Source organism: Bradyrhizobium sp. AZCC 1610, assembly GCF_036924515.1.
In the GTDB taxonomy this organism is placed as follows: Bacteria; Pseudomonadota; Alphaproteobacteria; order Rhizobiales; family Xanthobacteraceae; genus Bradyrhizobium.
The window spans coordinates 3336409-3357143 of record NZ_JAZHRR010000001.1; the positions used below are offsets into that span (position 1 = coordinate 3336409).

General features: G+C 61.4%; 18 protein-coding genes, 2 tRNA genes and 1 pseudogene. 8 read left to right on the forward strand and 13 right to left on the reverse strand.

All coding sequences use genetic code 11. The annotated features are described in order from the left end of the window. Positions 1-11 precede the first annotated feature (11 nt). Positions 12-467, forward strand: coding sequence for a DUF1353 domain-containing protein (locus tag V1279_RS16460; protein WP_334437667.1), 456 nt, complete (start codon positions 12-14; stop codon positions 465-467). A gap of 183 nt (positions 468-650) precedes the next feature. Here the strand turns inward: V1279_RS16460 and V1279_RS16465 are convergent, their stop codons facing one another. Together V1279_RS16465 and glmU are read right to left on the reverse strand one after the other, a co-directional pair. Continuing rightward, positions 651-1628, reverse strand: a complete 978-nt coding sequence (locus tag V1279_RS16465; protein WP_334437670.1) for a Bug family tripartite tricarboxylate transporter substrate binding protein — start codon at positions 1626-1628, stop codon at positions 651-653. A gap of 255 nt (positions 1629-1883) precedes the next feature. Further along, on the reverse strand, positions 1884-3242 hold the full coding sequence (gene glmU / locus V1279_RS16470) for a bifunctional UDP-N-acetylglucosamine diphosphorylase/glucosamine-1-phosphate N-acetyltransferase GlmU (RefSeq protein WP_334437672.1): 1359 nt from the start codon (positions 3240-3242) through the stop codon (positions 1884-1886). A gap of 312 nt (positions 3243-3554) precedes the next feature. Between glmU and V1279_RS16475 the strand changes: the two genes are divergently transcribed. Together V1279_RS16475 and V1279_RS16480 are read left to right on the forward strand one after the other, a co-directional pair. Next, positions 3555-4898: a hypothetical protein gene (locus V1279_RS16475; protein WP_334437675.1), complete on the forward strand. Its 1344-nt coding sequence runs from the start codon at positions 3555-3557 to the stop codon at positions 4896-4898. 97 nt (positions 4899-4995) lie between these two features. Next, positions 4996-5376, forward strand: a complete 381-nt coding sequence (locus V1279_RS16480; protein WP_334437678.1) for a hypothetical protein — start codon at positions 4996-4998, stop codon at positions 5374-5376. On the opposite strand, the gene V1279_RS16485 is transcribed toward V1279_RS16480, so the two are convergent. Continuing rightward, positions 5336-6961: a glycoside hydrolase family 17 protein gene (locus V1279_RS16485; protein ID WP_334437681.1), complete on the reverse strand. Its 1626-nt coding sequence runs from the start codon at positions 6959-6961 to the stop codon at positions 5336-5338. The genes V1279_RS16480 and V1279_RS16485 overlap by 41 nt on opposite strands. A gap of 251 nt (positions 6962-7212) precedes the next feature. On the opposite strand from V1279_RS16485, the gene V1279_RS16490 reads away from it, so the two are divergent. The 4 genes from V1279_RS16490 (at position 7213) to V1279_RS16505 (ending at position 12452) form a co-directional block, all read left to right on the forward strand. Next, on the forward strand, positions 7213-7794 hold the full coding sequence (locus tag V1279_RS16490; protein WP_334437684.1) for a beta-1-3, beta-1-6-glucan biosynthesis protein: 582 nt from the start codon (positions 7213-7215) through the stop codon (positions 7792-7794). 210 nt (positions 7795-8004) lie between these two features. Beyond that, complete coding sequence (locus tag V1279_RS16495) at positions 8005-10683, forward strand: glycosyltransferase (RefSeq protein ID WP_334437686.1); 2679 nt, start codon at positions 8005-8007, stop codon at positions 10681-10683. Positions 10684-10828: 145 nt separating this feature from the next. Further along, positions 10829-10904 (forward strand) — tRNA-Lys (locus V1279_RS16500). A gap of 1287 nt (positions 10905-12191) precedes the next feature. Continuing rightward, positions 12192-12452, forward strand: a complete 261-nt coding sequence (locus V1279_RS16505; protein ID WP_334437689.1) for a hypothetical protein — start codon at positions 12192-12194, stop codon at positions 12450-12452. A 277-nt stretch (positions 12453-12729) separates the two neighbouring features. Here the strand turns inward: V1279_RS16505 and V1279_RS16510 are convergent, their stop codons facing one another. From V1279_RS16510 to V1279_RS16520, 3 genes are all read right to left on the reverse strand, one after another. Continuing rightward, the gene (locus tag V1279_RS16510; RefSeq protein WP_334437692.1) at positions 12730-12987 is read right to left on the reverse strand and encodes a hypothetical protein; all 258 of its coding nucleotides are present in this window, start codon (positions 12985-12987) and stop codon (positions 12730-12732) included. Further along, positions 12984-13787 (reverse strand): hypothetical protein, encoded by an 804-nt coding sequence (locus V1279_RS16515; protein ID WP_334437695.1) that lies wholly within the window; start codon positions 13785-13787, stop codon positions 12984-12986. Before V1279_RS16515 ends, V1279_RS16510 begins: the two co-directional genes overlap by 4 nt. Before the next feature lie 773 nt (positions 13788-14560). Then, positions 14561-14650, reverse strand: a tRNA-Ser gene (locus tag V1279_RS16520). Positions 14651-15240: 590 nt separating this feature from the next. Between V1279_RS16520 and V1279_RS37845 the strand changes: the two are divergent. After that, positions 15241-15336 (forward strand): annotated as a pseudogene (locus tag V1279_RS37845) (PEPxxWA-CTERM sorting domain-containing protein); the annotation flags it as partial. On the opposite strand, the gene V1279_RS16530 reads toward V1279_RS37845, so the two are convergent. From V1279_RS16530 to V1279_RS16560, 7 genes are all read right to left on the reverse strand, one after another. Then, the gene (locus V1279_RS16530; RefSeq protein ID WP_334437700.1) at positions 15323-17347 is read right to left on the reverse strand and encodes a sialate O-acetylesterase; all 2025 of its coding nucleotides are present in this window, start codon (positions 17345-17347) and stop codon (positions 15323-15325) included. The pseudogene V1279_RS37845 and the gene V1279_RS16530 sit on opposite strands and share 14 nt — an antisense overlap. Before the next feature lies 1 nt (position 17348). Continuing rightward, complete coding sequence (locus V1279_RS16535; protein ID WP_334437703.1) at positions 17349-17711, reverse strand: hypothetical protein; 363 nt, start codon at positions 17709-17711, stop codon at positions 17349-17351. Next, entirely contained in the window at positions 17711-17884 is a 174-nt protein-coding gene (locus V1279_RS16540; protein WP_334437705.1) for a hypothetical protein, read from the reverse strand. The genes V1279_RS16535 and V1279_RS16540 overlap by 1 nt, the downstream gene beginning before the upstream one ends. Before the next feature lie 180 nt (positions 17885-18064). Further along, positions 18065-18394 carry a hypothetical protein gene (locus tag V1279_RS16545; protein ID WP_334437707.1) on the reverse strand — a complete coding sequence of 110 codons (330 nt, stop codon included), beginning with the start codon at positions 18392-18394 and terminating at the stop codon, positions 18065-18067. Next, a complete protein-coding gene (locus V1279_RS16550; RefSeq protein ID WP_334437710.1) occupies positions 18391-18636 on the reverse strand; it encodes a hypothetical protein in 246 nt (81 codons plus the stop codon). Before V1279_RS16550 ends, V1279_RS16545 begins: the two co-directional genes overlap by 4 nt. Before the next feature lies 1 nt (position 18637). Further along, positions 18638-19843, reverse strand: a complete 1206-nt coding sequence (locus V1279_RS16555) for a hypothetical protein (protein ID WP_334437713.1) — start codon at positions 19841-19843, stop codon at positions 18638-18640. Continuing rightward, on the reverse strand, positions 19843-20715 hold the full coding sequence (locus tag V1279_RS16560; protein WP_334437715.1) for a phage tail protein: 873 nt from the start codon (positions 20713-20715) through the stop codon (positions 19843-19845). Before V1279_RS16560 ends, V1279_RS16555 begins: the two co-directional genes overlap by 1 nt. Positions 20716-20735: the final 20 nt, after the last annotated feature.

The following is a 20735-nucleotide window of genomic DNA, read 5'->3' on the forward strand; positions in this document are numbered from 1 at the left end:
GAGGAAGAGCTGTGGGCGCATTCACGAGCGAACTGACGGTTACGCATCTCTCCGGTAACGATACGCATGGCTGGCGCTTATGGCGCTTGGCAGAGCCCCTCATCTATGAGGTCGGAGGCCGCGGCTCCGGTCGCGTCATCCTCGTTTCGAAGGGCTTCATCACCGACGGTCCATCCATTCCACGATTGCTGTGGTCGATCCTACCAGTTTGGGCAAGCTGGAGCCGCGCGGGCGTCGTTCATGACTACCTGTGCTACCTAATCGCGCTCAACAATCCCCATCCTGAAGCGCCGACGCGCGACCATGCCGACCGAATTTTCTTCGAAGCCATGGAGCTCCTCAACGTCGGCTGGGTTCAGAAGTACCTGCTCTACTGGGGCGTACGCCTTGGGACTTGGTATAACATAAGGACCACCATGATCGACCACAACACCACCCCCAACGCTACGCAAGTAGTTAGGCGGTAGCGTCGATGCCCGTACTTGCTTCCGACGTTGTGGCCGGTGCGCGGCGCGAGGTGCTGCCGCTGATTCCTGGCCCGGGGATTCCGGTGACAGTCCAGCACTGTCACCGGAATTTAAGTGCACCGTCACCGGAATTCGGAATTAGTCCGGAATTACGTCTAAACCTTAGGTTAGGTTGTCTGGCGTTCAAGGCACCTTGATCCCGGCACGCTCGATCACGCGTGCGTACCCTGCGCGCTCCTTGGCGAGCGCCTCGGCGTAGGCCGGACCGGGCAGTTCGGTCTGGAGTACACCAAACTTTTCGAGTGCGGTGCGGACTTCGGGGATCTTGCCGACCGCGACAAGCTCTTCAATGAGCTTCTTCACGATGTCGGGCGGCATATTGGCGGGGCCGACCCAGCCGAATGCCGGCATCAGTTCGAAGCCCGGCAGGGTCGCGGCCGTCGGCTGTATCTCCTTGGCGAGCGGATAGGGCCCAGGCGACGTGATCGAGATGGCACGCAGCTTGCCGCCTTTCACCTGCTCGTATGCCACGGCGAAGTTGTCGCAGGCGAGCTTGATCTGACCACCAATCAGATCCTGGATGCTGATGTTTGATGCGCGGTAGGAGACGGCCGTCATCTTGAGTCCCGCGGCGTCCTCCAGCATCGCGCCGCAGATATGCTGCGTCGTGCCGGGGCCGGATGTCGCATACGGCGTCTCCGGGTTCGCCTTCAGCCAGGCGATCAGCTCCGCCATGGTGTTGGCCGGGACGGATGGGTTGACGAGCCAGATGTTCGGCTGTGCCGCCATGCCATAGAGGTAGGTGAAGTCTTTCTCGACGTCGTAGGGGATCTTGTCCTTGATCAGTATCGGATTGATGGCGATTCCACCGGAAGTCGCCACCGCAACAGTGTAGCCGTCCGGCGCCGCGCGCGTCGTCGCGTGCAGGCCGTTGACCCCGCCCGCACCGGCCTTGTTCTCGACGACGAACTGCTGGCCGAGCCGCTTCGTCAGTTGCTCTGCAAAAATGCGCGCCATGACGTCCGTGTTGCCGCCGGCAGCGAACGGCACGATGATCGTCACGGGCCTCGATGGCCACTTTTCTTGCGCCATGGCAGCGCCGGTGAACAAGCCGAGCGTCACGGCCACTACAGCGAGTCTTGCGAGAATACGGGACAGCATTTCGTTCTCCGGTCTCTGACGAGTTGCATTGCAGCAAGAAAGTCGGTCAGCCCGAGGATCGACCGGTCGTTCCGAAGGATATTTTGCCAGACGTAAATATGTCAATGACAGGCAGGATTTCGAACCCTTCCCGTGGTCCTTTGGGTCCGAGAGGTGGAATTCACAGGGGGCGACTCTCGCTAATCCTTCAACTCTTGACGATAACCTTATTGCGGATTGAGACAGTCTTAAGCGGAAAGCTCCACAAGCGCTGCGTCACCCCTCCTTCGGCTTCTTCGCCCGCATCTTCATCTCGCGATACCGCGCCGCCCCGCCCTCGCGGTTGCTCTGCGGACTGCGCTCCACGGCCATCGCGTCATCGGGCACGTCCTTGGTGATGACGGAGCCCGAGCCGATATAGGCGCCGTTGCCGATTTTCACCGGGGCCACCAGCGACGAGTTGGTGCCGATGAAGGCGCCGGTGCCGATCGTGGTCTTGTGCTTGAAGAAGCCGTCGTAGTTGCAGGTGATGGTGCCGGCGCCGAGATTGGCGTTGGCGCCGACATGGGCGTCGCCGACATAGGAGAGATGGTTGACCTTGGCACCCGCCTCTAACGTCGCGGCCTTTGTCTCGACGAAATTGCCGATCCGAACGCCCTCGCCGAGCGAGGTGCCCGGGCGCAGGCGCGCATAGGGACCGACGGAGGCTTTCTTTCCGATCGAGGCCTGCACGATGTGCGAGAACGAATGGATCACCGCGCCGTCGGCGATGGTGACGCCGGGGCCGATCACCACGAACGGCTCGATGGTGACGTCGCTGCCGAAAATGGTATCGGCCGCGAGATAGATTGTCTCCGGCGCGATCAGCGTCACGCCGGCATCGAGGGCGGCCTTGCGCAGCCGCGCCTGCATTACCGCTTCGGCTTCGGCGAGCTGCGCCTTGTTGTTGATGCCGCGCACTTCGTCTTCGCTGGTTTCGATCACGACGGCCTCCAATCCCATTTCCCTGACAATAGCGACGGCATCGACCAGATAATACTCGCCCTTGCTATTGGCGTTGCCGATCCGGTCGAGAATTTCCAGCGCGCGGTGGCCATCGAACGCCATCACGCCGGCATTGCACAGCGTCACCTTGCGCTCTTCTTGTGTCGCATCGGCATGTTCGCGGATCGCCATCAGGCGGTCGCCCTCGAGCAGCAGCCGGCCATAGCCGGTCGGATCCGCGGCACGGAAGCCGAGCACGGCAAGGGCCGCGCCTTTTTCCAGCGGCGCGCGCAGCCGCGCAAAAGTCTCAGCCGAAATCAGCGGCGTGTCGCCGAACACCACCAGCAAATCGTCGGCGCCGCGCGCGATCGCCGCGCGGGCGGCCAGCACGGCATGCGCGGTGCCGAGGCGCTCGGCCTGAATGAAGGTTGCCGCATCGGAGCGGATGCGCGCAACCTCGTCGGCGACCGCCTTGTGGTCCGGCCCGATCACGACCGCGAGCGAGGCGCCCTCGCCGTGCGGGGCCGCGTCCAGCACATGCGCGAGCAGCGACTGGCCGGCGACGGGGTGCAGCACCTTCGGCAGGGAGGATCGCATGCGCGTGCCCTCACCGGCCGCAAGCACGACAGTCAGGCTGGATCGAGCGGTCATTGTGGTCCTCAGAGTCTGACTCAAAAAGCAGCCAATGAAATCGAGCACTTTCAGTTGGCTCGTCATGCCCGGCCTTGTGCCGGGCATCCACGTGTTCATTCCCGTCGAGCAGGAAAGACGTGGATGGCCGGGACAAGCCCGGCCATGACGGAAAGTATCGGGCGAACGGCTTTCCCGGCCGTCTTTAATTGTTTTCCCCCGGAGATCAAACCGATTCGCCGCCCCGAAAACGTCCGGATTCAAGTGGCCGGCGCTTTTCCTGTTAATGTTTGCCCCGTGATTCGGCGGGGCCTTGAGGAGGGCCAGGGGCGCTTGGCCAAAAAACCAGACCATCTCGCGGACTTCGAGGCGGATGACACCGGTGGCGTGCTGAGCAACCTGTTGGCCGAGGAAGACGAGCTTGACCGCCGCGCGCTGTGGCGGCTGGGGTCTTGGGGCGTCGGCGCGATCGCTGCGGTGATTCTGGCCGTGATGGCCAACCAGTCGTCGCTCGGATTGAAGCGGGAACAGGTCGCCGCCGCCGATCTGACGCGGCAGGCGCAGCAGGTCCAGCTGGTCGCCAGGGAAACCCAGAACGAGGCGCGGCGGCTTGCCGCCGCCATCGATACGCTCAATAGCGATCGCGACCGGCTGTATTCCCGGGTCACCGGTCTGGAACAGGGGCTCGACTCCGTCACCGGGGCCATCGCCCGGCAGGGTTCCGCTGCGGCTTTGCCGCCGGTGGCCAATGCGGAACCGCAGGCCGCCCAGAACCCGCAGCCGTCGCCAGCCGTAGCACCAGTAGCAACCACCCAACCCACGGCGCCCGCCGCCGGCAAATCCACCAGCGCCACCGCCGCGGAGCCCGGCCCGACGGCGGCTTCCTCCGTCGCAAAGGATGCCACGAAGACCGACGCCGCCAAAGCGGATAGCGCCAAGCCGGAAACCGGAAAGCCGGAAGCGGCAAAGGCCGACATCGCAAAAGCGGACACCGTCAAGCCGGAGCCCGCAAAACCGTCGCCTGCGACGCCGCTGATAGCTGCGCAGTCGATGATGGCCCCGCCCGATCCCGCCGCCGGCAAGCTGATCGAGCCGGGCAAGGCTCCCAACCCTGTCATCGCAAGCCCGATTCCTGACGTCGTGGCGTCGGCGCCATCGGCGACCGATGCGGAAGCCGACGATGACACTGCGCCAAAAGTCTCCCTGCAGCGAACCGAGTTCGGGGTCGACCTTGGCACCGCCAATTCGGTGAACGGCCTGCGCGCGCTGTGGCGCGGGCTGTTGAAATCGAGATCGAACGCCCCCCTGACGGCGTTGCGCCCGATCATCGTCATCAAGGAGAGCACCAATGGCCTCGGCATGCAGCTTCGCCTGGTCGCCGGTCCGCTGCACGACGCCGGCGCCGCCGCCAGGATCTGCGCCGTCCTGACCGAAAACAACCGCCCCTGCGAAACCACGATCTTCGACGGCCAGCGGCTGTCGTTGAAATCCGATGACCCGCCACCCACGGCTGCCAAGCCGCCCCCGCGCCGGCGTGACATCGCCAAGCGGGCGGCGGTGGTTGTCGAGGAGGCGCCGAGGAAACCGGAAGCGCCGCCACCGGCAGCGCAGACGACAACGCAGACGACAACGCAGTCGACATTGTCGTCCTTCTTCAACCGAAGAAGTTCGCAATAATCTTTTTGACTACAGCGTGTTACGCGGAATTTTTTATCCACCTTCTCACTGCAGGCGAACGCTTGTCCCGGCAGCCAATCCCGACCATATTGCGCCGATGAAAAAATCCCCGTTCCGGCTTACGCCCTATCAAGTGCAATTCCTGTTGGTGGTCGGCTTCGTCACCGTCGGCTACGCGCTCTATCTGCGCTACCTCGCGGTCGAGTTCTCACCCGTTGCACTGGCCTGCGACGCCGGCCTGCAGACCATGCTGTGCAAGTCGCGGACGCTCGCCACCTATTTGTTCAAGAATTCGGTGTTCGGCATCACCGCGCTTGTGATCGCGACGCTTCACGTCATGCGGCCGTCAATCGTGCTGTTGACCGGCGGGCTGATCGCAGCGGGATTCGGGATCGTGCTCTACAATATCGCGCTGTCGGGAATTGCGATCGGCCTGCTCATTTTGGGATTTGCACGGCCCGCGCCCGCCACAGCGTGAGCGCCAGCAGCAGATAGAGGGCGCAGGTCCACATCGCCTGCCAGTTCTGGTTGCCCTCGTTGAATCCAATGAATAGCGCGGCTGCGACCAGCAGGCCGGCAAAAGCGGATTCGGCGATCGGGCGCACGCCCTCTTTCGGCCGGTTGAGCAGCATCAAGGCCGCGAACGGCACCACCGCCATGGTCAATGAGGCGAACGGAAAATCGCGGTAGCGCGGATCGAACGTAAAGCCGAGCGCGGTTTCCGCCGCGATCAGCGTGGTGACAACGAGCACGAGACCCAAAAGCGCCGTCAGCACCGATTTGGTCCGGCCGCCGCGCGGTCCGAGCAGTTCGAGGAATGTCGGCAGCGACCGGCCCGACATCGCGGCGTTCGCGCACAGCATCGGTGACGCAATGGCGGCTGCCAGCAGCGCGCCCCATTGCAGCCAGCCGCCTGCCCCGTAGCTCTCGTAAAACATCTTGTCGGCGGCGACCCCGAGCAGCATGCCGGCGGTCGTCGCCGAGGTCCCGACCGCGATCCAGGAGGCCAGCCCGGGCTTCCACGGCCGCCGCCGCAGCGTCAGCCAGCCCGCCAGGAAGACGAAGGCGCTGAGCGCCATCCCGGATCCCATCTGCAGTTTCCAGAACGGATAATTGCTGATCGGCTCGCCGGGCGGATATTTCACCGCCCGCTGCGCGTCATCGATCAGGCCCCAATAGCCGCCGACCGTGCCCTCGAGCTGGCGCTTCCATGGCTGGTCATAGGCCTCGATCAGGTTGACGCGAAACTTTTCGCGCTTGGCGAGGTCGAGGATTTCGGACACCACGCGCGCCTGGTTGGTGCGCGACGGCAGCGCGCCCTCGCGCATCCTGCCCGCGCTCGGCCAGCCGGTTTCGCCGATCAGGATTTCCTTATTTGGAAACGCCACCGCCATCCGCTTGCGGATATCGTCGACATGGCCGGCGGCGTGTTTGGCGCGCACCGGCATGTCTTCCCAGTACGGCAGGATGTGGATCGTGACGAAGTCGACGGCGTCGTAGACTTCACGGTTGCGCAGCCAGAATTCCCAGACATCGGCATAGGTGACCGGCACGGTGACCCGCGATTTCACCGAGCGGATATGGGCCGCAAGATCCGACGTCGTCATCTCGCCGCGCAACAGCACCTCGTTGCCGACCACCAGCGCGGTAATGACACCTGGGTGTTCCTTGGTCAGCTCGACCGCAACCGAAATCTGGGCGAGGTTCTTGATCCGGTTGCTTGAAAGCCAGATCCCCTGGATCACCTTCAACCCCACCTTGGCGGCCAGGGCCGGAACCTGATCGAGCCCGTTCTCGATCGAATAGGTCCGCACGCAGTCGGTGATCTTGGCGAGCTGCGCCAGATCCTGCGCGATCTGTTCAGGGAGGATTTGCGTGGTCGGAATCAGCGGCGTCTGGGCGCCGCGGAACGGCGCGTAAGAAACGCATTGCAGTTTTGCGTTGGGATCGATCGGCGCGCGCGCAAGCGTAATCGGCGTGGCCAGCCACCACCAAAGGGCCGCGATCATACCGAGCGATGAAAGGAGAAGCGCCAGCGGCGTACGAAGAGAAATCGGTTCCATCCTCCGGGCGGGGACCGTCGATTACCCGTTCATCGGCGTTCTGCCAAGATGCATGGTGGCCCTATTGCGCCTCAGCCCCTGCGGCAGTTTCACCACCGCTATGATAAAGTTGTGACTTTGCTGGACAAAATCTGAAATACCCGTCATGTGAATCGCCTGATATGTCCGCCGCATTGGGGACCTATTTGGGCGGCAACAAGCCAGATCACCACACCAGCCGCGCGCGCGGCTGGAAACTAATCGGGGAATGTATGCGTCGACGGGTGCTTGATCCAAGAGTTGCGGTTTTGAGGCGCTTCGCCGCTGCCGGCCTGGCCCTCCTGATTGGATCGGCTGGAGCGTTTGCCCAGAGTGGCAGCCCGACCCCGCAGGATCAGTCCGGCAAGACGCCAGCCGACAAGGCCGCCGACGTCAACAAGGACAACCAGCGCAAGGCCGACGAATTCGTCGAGGCGGCTCAGGCCATCAACGGCCCGGGTGGAAACCCCGAATGCGTCTGGCTCGGCCGCCGGGTGGTTCGCCTGATGTGGCGCGACGACCTGGATACCGCGTTCCGGCACCTCGATCTCTATGACCGGTTCGGCTGCCCCGGCGGCCATGTCCAGGCGGCCTTCCGCTGCCTGACCCGCTTCGGCGGACAGATCGATCCCAAAGTGGCCGAAACCCTCGACAGCCGCATCCACGTCTGCTGGATCAATCCGGGCGCCCAGCCCCAAGCTGCCGCGGCAAGCCCCGCACCAGCGGCGCCTGCGACCGCCGGCAACGCGACGCCTGCGCCCGCCGCTTCGCCCTCGCCGGCTCCCGGCGCAGCACCTGCCTCGCCGGCAAAATAGACGCCGGCATTCAGGATACGTTCAGCGGAACGATCCTATTTATCCGGCGTTTGGATTGGCCGCGAAAAGCGCCGTCCTTAAAAAAGTCATGGCGTCATACCAGTTGTGAAATCACAGGGCAGGACTATCCTTATGATGCCGCCGTGTCGGTCGAGCCCAGGGGACGGGTTCGCTTTCCTTAAATCGCAGCCCCGTATGGTTTAGCCCCCGATGCGTGCCGTCGTCGCCGTTCTGCTGTTTGTGACCGCAGCTCACGCCGGGCTGTGGGGCCTGTTCCGGGAAAAGCAGGCGGCCCCTGATTTCAGAGGCATTCTCCCAAGCGTCTCCTATGCACCGTTCGAGGGCAGCGCCCATCCGGACGTCGACAATATTCCGCAGATCGAAAAGATCCGCGCCGACTTGAAGAAGCTGTCGACGATCACGCGCGCGATTCGTCTCTATTCTTCGACCGGTGGTGTCGAACTGGTGCCGCCGATCGCCGCAGAGTTCGGCCTGAAGGTCACCGTCGGCGCCTGGATCGACAAGAATTCCGATCGCAACAAGCGCGAGATCGAGGCGGCGATCACGCTGGCCAAGCGCAACAGCAACGTCAACGGCATTGTCGTCGGCAACGAAACCATTTTCCGCGGCGAGCAGAAGATCGACGACCTGATCGAGCTGATCAAACAGGTCAAGAAATCCGTCAACGTCCCGGTGACGACAGGCGAAATCTGGAACATCTGGCGCGACAATCCGGAACTGGCGTCCTCCGTCGATTTCATCGCCGCGCACGTGCTGCCCTATTGGGAAAACTTCACCTCCAAGCAGGCCGTCGATCAGGCGGTTGCGATGTTCCAGCTGCTGCGTGACCAGTTTCCCGGCAAGCGGATCGTGATTGCCGAATTCGGCTGGCCGAGCGCCGGCTATAATTTGAGAAACGCCGACCCCGGCCCCTTCGAGCAGGCCTCGGTGCTGCGCAATTTCGTCACCCGCGCCGAAGCCATCGGCATCGACTACAACATCGTCGAGGCGATCGATCAGCCCTGGAAATTCTTCGAAGGCGGCGTCGGACCCTATTGGGGCATTCTCGATGCGTCCCGCGAACCGAAATTCGCGTGGACCGGCCCGATCGCGAACGAGAACTACTGGAAGCTGGCTGCGATCGCGCTTCTGGTCGGCATCCTGATGTCGCTGCCGATCCTGCGGCTCGAGCAGCCGACCATCATGCAGGCCCTGATGCTTTCAGCCGCGGCCAACGGCGTCGGCGCCTGGGCTTCCACCGTATTCGCCTACTGGGCCGGGCACTATTTCGTGTTCGGCTCGGCGTTTGCGTTGACGCTTGGCCTGATCCTGCTGGTGCCGCTGGTCCTGATCGCAATGGCGCGCATCGACGAAATCGCGGCGATCGCCTTCGGCCGCGGTCCGCGCCGGCTGATCACCAAGAGCGCTCCGCTGGCGCCAGCCACCATCGGCGAGAACGTCGTCTTCCCGAAGGTCTCGATTCACATCCCCGCCTATTTCGAGCCGGTCGAGATGCTGAAGCAGACCCTCGATGCGGTGTCGCGGCTCGACTACCCGAACTTCGAATGCGTCTGCATCATCAACAACACGCCCGATCCGGAATTCTGGCAGCCGATCCAGGACCACTGCCGCGCGCTTGGTGAGCGCTTCAAGTTCATCAACGCCGAGAAGGTGCAGGGCTTCAAGGCCGGCGCGCTGCGCATCGCCATGGAACGCACAGCGGCAGACGCCGAGATTATCGGCATCATCGATGCTGACTATGTCGTGCACCCGGACTGGCTGAAGGACCTCGTGCCCGTGTTTGCCGACCCACGGGTCGGCCTGGTGCAGGCGCCGCAGGAGCATCGGGACGGCGACCGCTCGCTGATGCACTACATCATGAACGGCGAATATGCCGGATTCTTTGACATCGGCATGGTCCAGCGCAACGAACACAACTCGATCATCGTCCACGGCACGATGTGCCTGATCCGCCGTTCCGCAATGGACATGGCCGGCGGCTGGTCCAGCGACACCATCTGCGAGGACACCGATCTCGGCCTGACCATCCAGCAGCAGGGCTGGCTGACGCACTATACCAACGTCCGCTATGGCGAGGGTCTCCTGCCCGACACCTACGAAGCGTTCAAGAAGCAGCGCCACCGCTGGGCCTATGGCGGCTTCCAGATCGTCAAGAAGCACTGGCGGCGGTTTATGCCCGGTGCGAGCCGGCTGACACCGGACCAGCGCCGCGAATTTTCGCTCGGCTGGCTGAACTGGCTCGGCGCCGAAAGCCTCGGCGTGGTGGTGGCGATTCTCAACCTGATTTGGGTGCCGATCGTCGCCTTCGCCGACATCGCCATCCCCGATAAAATCCTGACACTGCCGATCATCGCCTCCTTCGTCGTCTCGCTGGTGCATTTCATCGCGCTCTATCGCCTGCGGGTGAATATCAAGGCCGGCCAGATGTTGGGCGCCATGATCGCGGCGATGAGCGTGCAATGGACGGTGTCGCGCGCCGTGGCCCAGGGCCTGATCACCGAGCATCTCGCCTTCGCGCGCACCTCCAAGGGCGGTCTGTCGCGGATGTCGATCGAATTCCAGGCGTTCTGGGAAGCCGTGATCGGCGTGCTGCTGCTGGTCGGCGCCGCCGTGCTGATCGTGACGAACGGCTACAAGCAGGTGCACGAGATCTATGTCTTCGCGGGCGTGCTGGTGCTGCAAAGCCTGCCGTTCCTCGCGGCGGTCGCGATCGCGCTTTTGGAAAACTCCCGCACCAATTCCTTCGCGTTCTGGCGGAACAGCGCGGTGCGGACGGCGGAACTGATCGGGCTGCGCCCGGTCAGCCTGCCGACCGTCGGCAGCCAGTCCCAGCCGGTTGCGTCGGAAATTCGCCGCGAGGTGAACTGACGATGGATGAACAGGCCCCCTGTCGCTTCAACAAGCCGTGCTAAGCGCCACGGGCACAAAGAAAATTCGCCTTGCGCGACTGCCGCTTTTGTCGCGCCGGCACTATTGACCCGCAGGGGCCCGCCCCCTACACAGCGCGGCAAGTGAGCGCGTAGCTCAGGCGGTAGAGCACGTGACTTTTAATCATGGGGTCGTGGGTTCGAGTCCCACCGCGCTCACCAAACGAAATCAAATACTTAGCAACAAAATACCGGCTTCAGAATAGAGCCGGTTTTTTGTTGTGCACACACCCTGCACACAAGCGGCGGGGGTCCGTCATGGATGACGCGGACACCATCGGCGCCTTGCTGGCTGCGTTCCTGGTCGCGGGCATGTTCGCCGCTTCCATTTGGAAACCCGCCGGCAAGTAAAGCAAAATGGCGGGATGTCAGACCGTGGGGGAAACGGCTCTGGCGCGGGGCTGGGGGCTAAAAGCGCCAGAGCCGTCCCTCAAGATGCGCCCCTTCGAGCGCCGAATCATCATGCCGGGATAAAGCGGCAAAACCTTGAGAGCGTCCCAGCGTCATCGAGCGGCATGCCCGCTAGCCGACGCCATAGGGCTTGTCGGGTCCTTACCCTCTTTCTCGGGCGTGGGATCGCGGTCGGGCTTCTGGCCGGTCGCTTGTCGATGATCGACTTGGCAAGCTGGTTGGGGTCCCTAGGGCGCTTGGGGTGGCTTTTCATCGGAACATTCCATGCGAGCCTTTTGATAGGCGCAGATTTGTATCTTGCCGGTCCATCGGTCGAATCGGTGCGCCACCGTGGTGCTGACGGGCGTCACCTCATACCGGAAAACAACCGCCATAGTCGCTGCGACGATGATGGCTCCCGCGAACACGGCCACTGCCACGGAGTTGTTCATCCCGCCGAATATGCGCTCCGGAGCACCCGTTTTCCAGCCCGGAAGTCTGCCACAATCAAACTGACCCGCTACCAAAATACGGCCCCAGCGGGGCTTGGGGGCTGGGGCCGTAAAGGGATAAGCGCGTCTCCTGTGCCGAGAAACAAACTGGGTTCGGCACATTACCTAGATAGCAAATGGCAGATTACCTCGTACCTACTCTTTAGGGTGTCCAATCGGATCTTTTGAGGTGCCCCATTAGGCCGTTGTTCTGAGCCGGCGCGCATGGGAACGGGGAGGCAGCTAGGCGCGTTGATAGCGGCGCCAGTCAGTAGCCCCCGACTTGGCGCATTGGAATGGCGGCCCCAGTTATCGAGAGGGCTGGGGCCGTTTCACTCCGAAAACGAAAAGCCCGGCAACCGGCCGGGCGATCCGCAATATCCGTGCTCTTACTTCGCTGGTTGTTGCCCGGCTGGTGGTGTCGTTGGTGCCGGTGTCTCACCCCCGAACCAGCCACCAGTCCAACCAAGCAGCGCAAGAACAACGATAACGGCCGCGACAATGCCGGCGATGACCCGATTGTCCATGTCCCGCCTCCCTGTTTGCTGTGAATCTACGGCAACGCATCATGCAGATGATAGTTCAGCTACTTAGCCTGCGGGCACTGAACGCCGACAAGGTTCGGGAGTTTGCGGAAAGCAAAGGGCACCACTGGGGCCGGAGAAAGCTTAAGAGGGGACCAATGACCGTGCTCATCTACGTGGATACGAGCAAGCAGGTCGGAGACCCCGATCACCTCAAAGTCTTTGCGAATGCCGACGCCGCGGAGAAATGGTTCGAGGAAAACGACCCCGAAGGCGTGGCGTTTGAGTATGAGGTTCTTGGATGAGCGCCTCTCTACGAAAAGCCCGGCACTATGCCGGGCCAATCGAGAATATGCTTCCAATCTAGCAATAGCGAGATTGAACCACACGGCGTTCTCATTGTCGGTTCGGTTGCCGACTCCCACGGGAAAAATCGGCAAAGCCCGTTACCCGAGCCTTTCTTGGATCTTTGCCAACCGATCATCAATGCACCGCATAGGCGCGAGGCTAGATCGTTAGACAAAATCAGGCCCGCCAGCGTGAACCGGCGGGCCCTTGGTTGTCAGCGCCGGATCAGGCGCGTCAGTTCGCCCTCTCGGTTTCCAGCGCCAGCAATTCGGGCGCCACGGCGTTTTGATCCAGTCCAACCGCCATGTAGGAAAGCTTCGCCATCAGCTCGGCCGGCAGGATCAGCTTAATGGTCACGCTCTGGTAGCCGGGGCTTTCCAGGCTCGGGATCGTGAACACCAATCGACGGCAGGGCCCGAGCACGTCAATCCGTGCGATGTCGTGGCAGTACATATCGCAAGCTTGATCTATCAGCCGGTCGTTGTCCATCACGCCACAGCCCCTCTGGCGAATCCTCTGATTTCCTCCAGCAGCTTCTCCAGCGGCTCAACGTCGAACATCTCATCGTGAGTTTCTATAACGCGTACCCTGACTAACAAGCCGGCCTTCGTCGTTGGTTTGATCTTGAAGATTCTCTTGCCGATTTTTGCCGTCTTGATTGATGCTCGATTCCAGGCGTCCCAAGCCTTGTGATAACCGGTCTCAGTTGCGGCCACTTCCCAGATTTCGTTCCATTCCTTCCATCCCTTTTCGCTATCTACTGCAGCCCGGCAAGATTCATGGTTATTGGGGTCGATACCCATCTTCTCGCCTCTGATCCGATCGCAGTCCGAACTAAGCCGCCTCACATCCATCTTTAGTGACTGTTCGATTGCGAGCAACCGCTCAAACTCTTCGCCTAGCTTGAGGAGATCCGCCTCGGGATGTGGCCAGCCTGGAGGCAGCGGCGGCCGCTCGCCGCTATCAGCGTGGTTCAGACCGAGATCTTCTTTGGGCTGCCTCCAATCCACGCCCACCAGGTCCAATACGGCGGCCGCCCGTGTCGATGGCTGCGGGAGGTCGCGCCAATCGCCGTCACCGCGGAAATGCCAGCCGGCTCCCGCGTTGTCATAATAATCGTAACGCTCAGCGTCAGCACCCATGTCCGGCCACAACTCGCCGCAAAGGATGCGCCGCTCCATGAAGAGCCAGGAAGCATATGCCTCGAGCGCGCGCCGATCTGAGGTCTGCGTCATCGCTGGCGCAGTGGTGGGTACGGCGGCGATAGCCGCGGTCGATACGAACATATTCATTAGTGACCTCCTACTGACTGCAGCCCCGCTTCCGAGAATCCCTGAACCGCGGGTTGGTTCTGGCTCGTTTTTGACTCCCTGCCCTGCAGGAGCGTGGCTGGTTAGAATCACTGGAGGTGAGGACAATTGAACGGCGCCTGGGGCGCTCTGGCATATGGGCGTGTTTGTGGGTGGCGTGCTAAGCACGCGGTCAGCCTTGGGCATGGTCGCTTCCTTGCTTGGGGTTAAAGCCGGGCAGGATGTTTCCGCACTTGCCCGGCTTGCTATTTTATGACATTATAAATTTATGAAGTCAAGAATAAATAACGTCAAAAAATCCCGCGGCCGTCCTCCTGTGGAGAGCGAGGCCGTGACTGTGCGCATTACAACTGATGCACTGCGAGAAATCGACGACTGGCGACGATTGCAGGACGACCTTCCAGGCCGCCCCGAAGCCATCCGCCGGCTTGTGGAGCTAGGGCTGAAGGCGAAGGGGAAATAGCCAGTACTGGAGGCCTAAAATAGCAAAGCCCCACCTTACGGCAGGGCCTTGCGTATTAGACACTCGCGTCTCCAGTTGGGTTTCCCCAACACGACCAAAGCGACTCGGGCGAACCCGGTGGTGTAGTCGCAGTGATCACGTGAAACATATATGCCCGTACATTTACGAACAATAGGTAAAGCGCAGCCCAGCTACGCGGAAGAATGAGAATATTTGCGGAACAAATCCCCGAGAGGGAGGTGGGGCGAGTGTGGTGCTCGCCCCGGTATTCTTCCTCCTGCCAGTCTCAAACTGGAGACGCGAGTGGGATTCGAACCCACGAGGACACCACATCCTGCTACGGTTTTCAAAGCCGACCCGTTAACCACTCCGGCACCGCGTCACCCAAAAGATAGGGCCGCTACAGTGCAGAGTCCAACGAAGCAGGCGAGATTTTGTTATTCCCAATGCGGTTTCTTTTCCTTGACACTATTTTCGCGAATCAGCCGCCTGTCCCCTGATTCGCTCCCCTCCATTGACTCAACCGCCGCGAGAAGGTGGAATGGGGCTTTGTTGGGGAGTTGTGTTATGCGCTACGTATTCGCTCTTTTTCTATTATTCTGTATCAAGCCGGCATCAGCGTCGCCATGTTACTCAACCGCGCCGGATGGCTCATCCTACTTTTGCGCACTCGGTACCATTAATCTGGCGTCTGCTGAACCCGTCCATGTCGGGGACATCGTTGAACTAGTTGCGATCGTTGGCGGGCCCGGGCCTTTTTCTAACCCCACGCTCTGGGATTATGGCGTCTTCGACGGCCTCCTTATTTCGAGTGGTCCGGCCTCATTCACGTTTGAGGGCACATTCAACCAGGCCGGACTCTGGCCTCTTTTCATGACTTTCCAGGATGGTTACGGCAATGAAGGGTGTGCAGGGGGCGGGCCTCCCGGATGCGGTTCTTATTTAATTGAAGTTCTGCCAGCGGCACAGGTCACTCCCGTTCCCGAACCATCCACTTGGGCGATGCTGCTGATCGGGTTTGCAGGGGTTGGCTTCGCTGCTTTTCGGCGCAGACTTAAGCCGGCCTAACTGCGATAGTCACCGCCACACTCTCCCGCGCACCGGCCAGCGTGAAAGCCGCCGGATCATCGCTCGACGCAATAGCGGCCTTCGTCGCAACGGCTGCGCACGTTCCCAAACCGTTGGTCGAACTGGTTTGATTTTGATTAGTGGCATACCCTGTCGGGTAGGCCGTAACCAGAGGATCCGACGCGCCGCTACGCGCCATCTCCGCCACGATGAAAAGGTTGTTGTCACCGCCCCAGCTCGGCGTAACAGCGGCAGGATCAGGCGCGGCCGTATTTGCAGACGATGGCGTGCTGGCTTCCAGTGGCGTTCCAGGTGCCCTATGCCCGGTGATCCTCAGCGATCGACTGGTGACGCGAGTGGCAACTGCGGTTGCCATCGCCACGCTTGCGCCCTCGGAACCGCTGGCAGTCTTCCAGAAAATTGTGCCGCGCAGCCCGCCTGCCGTTGTGGTCGTCGTCAAGACATTCCAGCCCGAAGGCGTGATGATATCTTGATCGTAAGATGCGGCGATTACGACAAGCAAATTGCCGGCCGCAATACTCGCCGGCAGCGCTGCCGTATTGTTGGTAAGGTTGAAGCCAACCGTTCCGTTGACCGCCGCTACTACGGGCGCCGTGCCGGCTGCAGCAAATGAAACATAGTTTGTTCCGTTCGTGCAAAGCGGCAACGCCAACGCGCTATTGTCGAGCACAGGCGCCGAAATGTCCGGCAGCTTGTCATAGAGATATCGCAGCACGCGGCTGTTGCCGATGCTGGCATGCGTGAGCGTGATCGACGATGCGGACGCGCGAGCGCCGGTACAGTCGTTCCAGGTAGAACCGGCATCGTCGCTGATCTCAAAGCCCTTGATGCCGGTTGTTGGCGTGAAGTCCGTGCCGAGCCCGAGCGTTAGATTGATTGTGCTGGTTGTCCCGTCGACAACCGCGCCGGTTGACATGAAGAACGATGCCGGGTCGGTTTCTTCGCCCTCCAGATAAGCCAGCGTCTGAGCAAATCGGGCGCCGCAAACTTCGCTGCTTGCAGCCGCAAGGTGCAGCCCGTCCGATAATGTCGCGTCCAGCATCGAATGCGAGTAGATGACATTCGAAAGCGTCGAGGCCGCCGTGAGCAAGGCGGTTTGGATTCGTGCCCATGCTGGCGTAGGGTAGGACGGATCGGCAACCGTAGTAGTTGCAAGGCTGCAAAGCACGAAGGGCATTTGCGGCCGCGTGCGGCCTGTCAACGTGCATAGATCGTTGCAGAGTCCATCTAGCGCCGAGACATAGGCCGCCGCTGTCGTGCCGCTGTTGGCATCGGATGATCCGTGAAACCACAAGGTATATTCGGCATCGCCGCCGGCAGCGGCAATTTGAGCGGCAAGGTTATCCCAATTCGCATGTGGCGAAACCAGATTTGCAATCGGCGTGCCGTTCACCGAACCGTTGAGCGCAGCGCAGGGAATCCCAACTTTCGATTGGAAGTCATTAAGCAGCTTACGGATGCCGTTCGCTGCCGGCACCGCTGCCCAATTGGTGCCGTTAAAGTAGGTCGTTCCCGCCGCCGCTGCATCCGGAGAACCGTCGCTGTCTCCAGTTAAACCGAGCATGAACGATTGGCCGTACAAAACCAGAAGCGCACCGACATAGAACGGGTTCGACCCCGTCTGCGCCAACCCCGTCGCATTCGCCGGCCGCGCCTTGACGTAGTAGCTGCCGCCCTGTGCCACGCCTGTAATCGTCGCCGACCATGCACCGCCGCCGATTGAGCCGCTGCTGGCGGTTGTCCAATCCTTGACGACGGAATCGTCGGAGACCTTGAGAACCTGCAGCTCGATCGCGCTGGGTGTGCCGCCGCTGTAAGTGCCCGATGCGGATACAGGGCCGGTTGTTAGAGACTTGGTGCGCTGGAATAGGCGACCGCTGGCAATGTCGGTTAGTACGAATCCAGTCGGCGGGGTCGCTGCGCTCGCATGCCCTCCGCCCGCTCCCATGCTCCCCATCTGGCGCCGCGCGCCTGTTCCACCAAAAGCCATTTCAAACGATTCCTGAATGTGAGTAATGGAAGCGGCGGTTGAAATTTCCGGTGCCCTGCTCTTTCTGCCAGGCCTCGAGCTTGAGCCGTCCGGCAATGCGGCGCGGATCGTCGTTTGATCCCAGCGCTACGCTTTTGCCGGACGGCTTCCCCTGCTCGTCGCAAAGGTCCAGCACGCCATCGGACACAAAGTAGAAAGCCGGTTCTGCCGCCCCAGGATCTCCTGGACCGATCGGCGCCGCTGTCTGCACCCAAATCGATTTAACCTCTGGCTTGGCGCGTGTTGGCGTGGCGCGTACCGGAGCAATGGGCGCAATTCCCGTTGCCTCTCTCGCGCGTCGCTCCAGTGCATCAAGCCAGCCCATCAGTGCAACGTTTCACTCTCATGGCAAAGGCTGGTCTCGAAATCGTCGAGGGCTTCAATGGCGCGCTTCCTCGTCACGCCCATCAGCTCTACGACACGGGCAATAATCCGCTGACGCTCGGCAACGCGAGCCATCAATTCAGGATCGGTGATACCGTCCAAAAGGCCGATCATGGCGCCCGCTCCGCTTCCTGCTTAAGGGCGAGATACTGCGAGCACCGGCAGCCGGGCGCTTTCGCCGTCGCCATCTGTCGAAGCACGGGGCTTGGAATGCCGGGGCACTCTTTCGCTTCCTTGGCAACGCGTGCATCAATGAATGCATCGATCTCGGCGCGTAGTTTCTCTATCCGCTCTTCAAGCGGCGGCGATTTGAGGATTGCCATCTGTGACCTCTGCTGGTTTCTGGATTGCGGCCCCGTCAAGTTTTGCTTCCAGCTTGGCGATCTCGGCTTCCGCCAACACCAGCTTTTGCAGCGCCTTGGCGCGGTCGTTTTGGGCTCGCCGCACTTCGCGTTCGCGGTTCTTTTCGCGGGCGGCGTAGTAGACTTGAAGCTCTGGCGGCAGATGCAAAAATGCGAGCTTGGCCTCCTTTGACCATGACCGCGGCGCTTCCTCGTGCTTAAGAGCAACCAGGCGTTCGTTTGCTCGGGCCATCATCAGGGCCTCAATCACCGGGTTCGTCACCGGCCGGCCTTCATCAGTGCCTGATGCATCGCTTCAAGCCTCAACCGCAGCGAAAGGTTGTCGCCGCTCTCCCGCGGGTTGTCGCCGTCGAAGCTGTCAGAAGCGGCGTCCATATCGTTCAGCATCCTGGCTCGCGTATTCTGGTCATAGACCCCGAACACGTCCGCAAGGTGCTCCGGCTTTGTCTCGACACCGTAGCCATTTCTCACTTGGGTTCTGGTCCGCTTCAGAAAGTCGTTCATGTCATGCTCTCCGCAATGCGCCAATGAGCGCGCCAAGGTCACTGGCCTCGCCCCGGCCGCTATCGATCTTGCCTCGCGCTCTCGCCGTCCTCGCGTCCAGGGCGCTTGCTTGCCTCTCCCCCGAGGACGGGGCAACGCCAGGGCGTTGAACGGCAGGGGCCGACCTCGCCGACGCAACAACCTTGGCTTTCTGAATGTCGCGGTATTTCGCCGCCTCCCAGATGGTCCGTCGCGCTTCCGCCGTTGACAACACCGGATTGGCCTTGAACACCTGCAACATTTGATCTCGGGGGATACCGTGCTCGGACAGGTAAGAGATCGTCGCATTGGTAGCCTCGTCAGCCGCCGACTTGTCGCCGCCGAACAGTTCAGTGAGCCGAGTATCTTCGGCCATCACGGTGGTCTCGAATTGCTGATGTTGGAGGCGGGACTGCTGCTGGGCGATCTGCTGTTGCGCCTGCACGATCGTATGCGCTCGGCCCAGAACGTTCATGGCCCGTTGGAATGCCGGCGGATCAACTTCAGCCAATACCGCCAGCCCTTGCTCAAACTGCGCAGGCGGTAGCCCCGCCAGGTGAGGAACGACCTCCGCCAACGTCGCCAGCGTGTGTACGCGCGCATTTTCCAATCCGGCGGTGTACGCATCATGCACTTGGCCGGCCTTCGCGAACTCCGCCTCGACTGCGGCGCGGACTTGCGGCTTGGCCAAGGCTTCCGCGACGTCACGCTCGACGCCGGTTTCCATCATCGCCGCCACCTCTGCGCTCGGTGCGGTCTCGACGCTAGGCTTGGCGGCCTCTGTCTTTTGAGCCGGGCTGGTTTCGCCGAGAAGCTCGGGTCCCAGCTCGGCGCGCAGATTGTCGGCCCAAGCCGCAACCTCTTCATTCCCAACGGTCTGAATGAGGCTTTCGTGCGCTCGCCGCTCTTCGCCCAGATGCTCGGCGAACTGTTGCTGAGTGAGCGCCTCCTTGAGCTCGCCGTCATCCTCCTTTGTCAGCCCGAGAACGGGCTCTGGTTCAGGATCATGCCCGCGCATCTCGGCGAAGGACTCGGCAAGCTCTTTCGAGTCTTCCGGCCCTTTCTCTGCAGGATCTTCAGCCTTGGGCACGTAGCCGGCCTTATGCATCTCATAGGCTTCGCCCGTGAGATTGGCGCCGCTTTCCGCGAATTGACCGGCATCGTTGCGCGGAGTGTCAGATTCCGACATCAAATAATCCTGATGATGTAGTTGCAGATGATAGTTGGCTGCACGTTGTTGTGCGCGTTGCCGCTGCCTGCAGAGGCATTGTTGATCGAAATGCCTGTTGTATTTGTAGCTGTAGATCCATTTGCGCCACCTGCAACACCATCACGAGAACCACTCGCCGGGTACTGAACACCGCCTGCAGAAGGATAATTGAACACCAAATGCGCGTGTCCCGAATCGTTCAGCGTGTTGGAATGACTGTGAGACGCGAGCTGTGCCGTCGTCAGGGTGTGGCTTTCCAACCCACCTACTGAACCAAGAACCGTCGAGTTGCCCCCAAAGTAGGTCGATGTGAGCCGCGTTGCGATGCTTTCCACCATTGCCGAGACGCGGCCCGTTTTGTTGGGCATGTTGAAGGTTGTAGACCCGTCCCCCACCCCGTATGTGGTGCCCCAGATCGCAAACAGGTTCGCATATGTAGTTCGGGAGAGAGCCTGTCCCGTCGCAAAGGCGAATGCGCTATTGGGCGAAGTTGTCCCCCAATAGTCTATGCCGGCAGCAAGCGGCACATTGTAGGGGTTGACGTAGAAGTTCGAGAGATACCAGACCGCATCGGAATTGTTGTAAAGCGCCGTATAAGGCGTGCCCTGGATCAAGGTGCCCGCAAGCAATTCAACGGAGGGCGCAGACCGCAGCGGCTTTGCGCCAAGCCCGTCCACATTAAGCGTCACCGTTGCGCCGTTGGTCGCATGCGGCGTAAAGGCGACGACCTGTCCACCCATGTGTGCCAACGAGTCGAAAACAGTATAGGTCGCGACGGTGTAGCTAGTCGAAGTGCCCCCGGTGACTATGGCCCCGCTGATATCATCGCGCCATTTGGCCTGGACGGCCATCTGGGCTCGGGCGCTGTCGT

What these genes read in the sequence shown, in the direction of transcription:
- V1279_RS16480 (WP_334437678.1), top strand. Translation starts at nt 4,996, where the DNA reads ATGAAAAAATCCCCGTTCCGGCTTACGCCCTATCAAGTGCAATTCCTG.
- V1279_RS16555 (WP_334437713.1), bottom strand. Translation starts at nt 19,843, where the DNA reads ATGTCGGAATCTGACACTCCGCGCAACGATGCCGGTCAATTCGCGGAA.
- V1279_RS16465 (WP_334437670.1), bottom strand. Translation starts at nt 1,628, where the DNA reads ATGCTGTCCCGTATTCTCGCAAGACTCGCTGTAGTGGCCGTGACGCTC.
- V1279_RS16485 (WP_334437681.1), bottom strand. Translation starts at nt 6,961, where the DNA reads ATGGAACCGATTTCTCTTCGTACGCCGCTGGCGCTTCTCCTTTCATCG.
- V1279_RS16490 (WP_334437684.1), top strand. Translation starts at nt 7,213, where the DNA reads ATGCGTCGACGGGTGCTTGATCCAAGAGTTGCGGTTTTGAGGCGCTTC.
- glmU (WP_334437672.1), bottom strand. Translation starts at nt 3,242, where the DNA reads ATGACCGCTCGATCCAGCCTGACTGTCGTGCTTGCGGCCGGTGAGGGC.
- V1279_RS16530 (WP_334437700.1), bottom strand. Translation starts at nt 17,347, where the DNA reads ATGGCTTTTGGTGGAACAGGCGCGCGGCGCCAGATGGGGAGCATGGGA.
- V1279_RS16550 (WP_334437710.1), bottom strand. Translation starts at nt 18,636, where the DNA reads ATGAACGACTTTCTGAAGCGGACCAGAACCCAAGTGAGAAATGGCTAC.
- V1279_RS16515 (WP_334437695.1), bottom strand. Translation starts at nt 13,787, where the DNA reads ATGAATATGTTCGTATCGACCGCGGCTATCGCCGCCGTACCCACCACT.
- V1279_RS16495 (WP_334437686.1), top strand. Translation starts at nt 8,005, where the DNA reads ATGCGTGCCGTCGTCGCCGTTCTGCTGTTTGTGACCGCAGCTCACGCC.
- V1279_RS16560 (WP_334437715.1), bottom strand. Translation starts at nt 20,715, where the DNA reads ATGGCCGTCCAGGCCAAATGGCGCGATGATATCAGCGGGGCCATAGTC.
- V1279_RS16535 (WP_334437703.1), bottom strand. Translation starts at nt 17,711, where the DNA reads ATGGGCTGGCTTGATGCACTGGAGCGACGCGCGAGAGAGGCAACGGGA.
- V1279_RS16540 (WP_334437705.1), bottom strand. Translation starts at nt 17,884, where the DNA reads ATGATCGGCCTTTTGGACGGTATCACCGATCCTGAATTGATGGCTCGC.
- V1279_RS16505 (WP_334437689.1), top strand. Translation starts at nt 12,192, where the DNA reads ATGCAGATGATAGTTCAGCTACTTAGCCTGCGGGCACTGAACGCCGAC.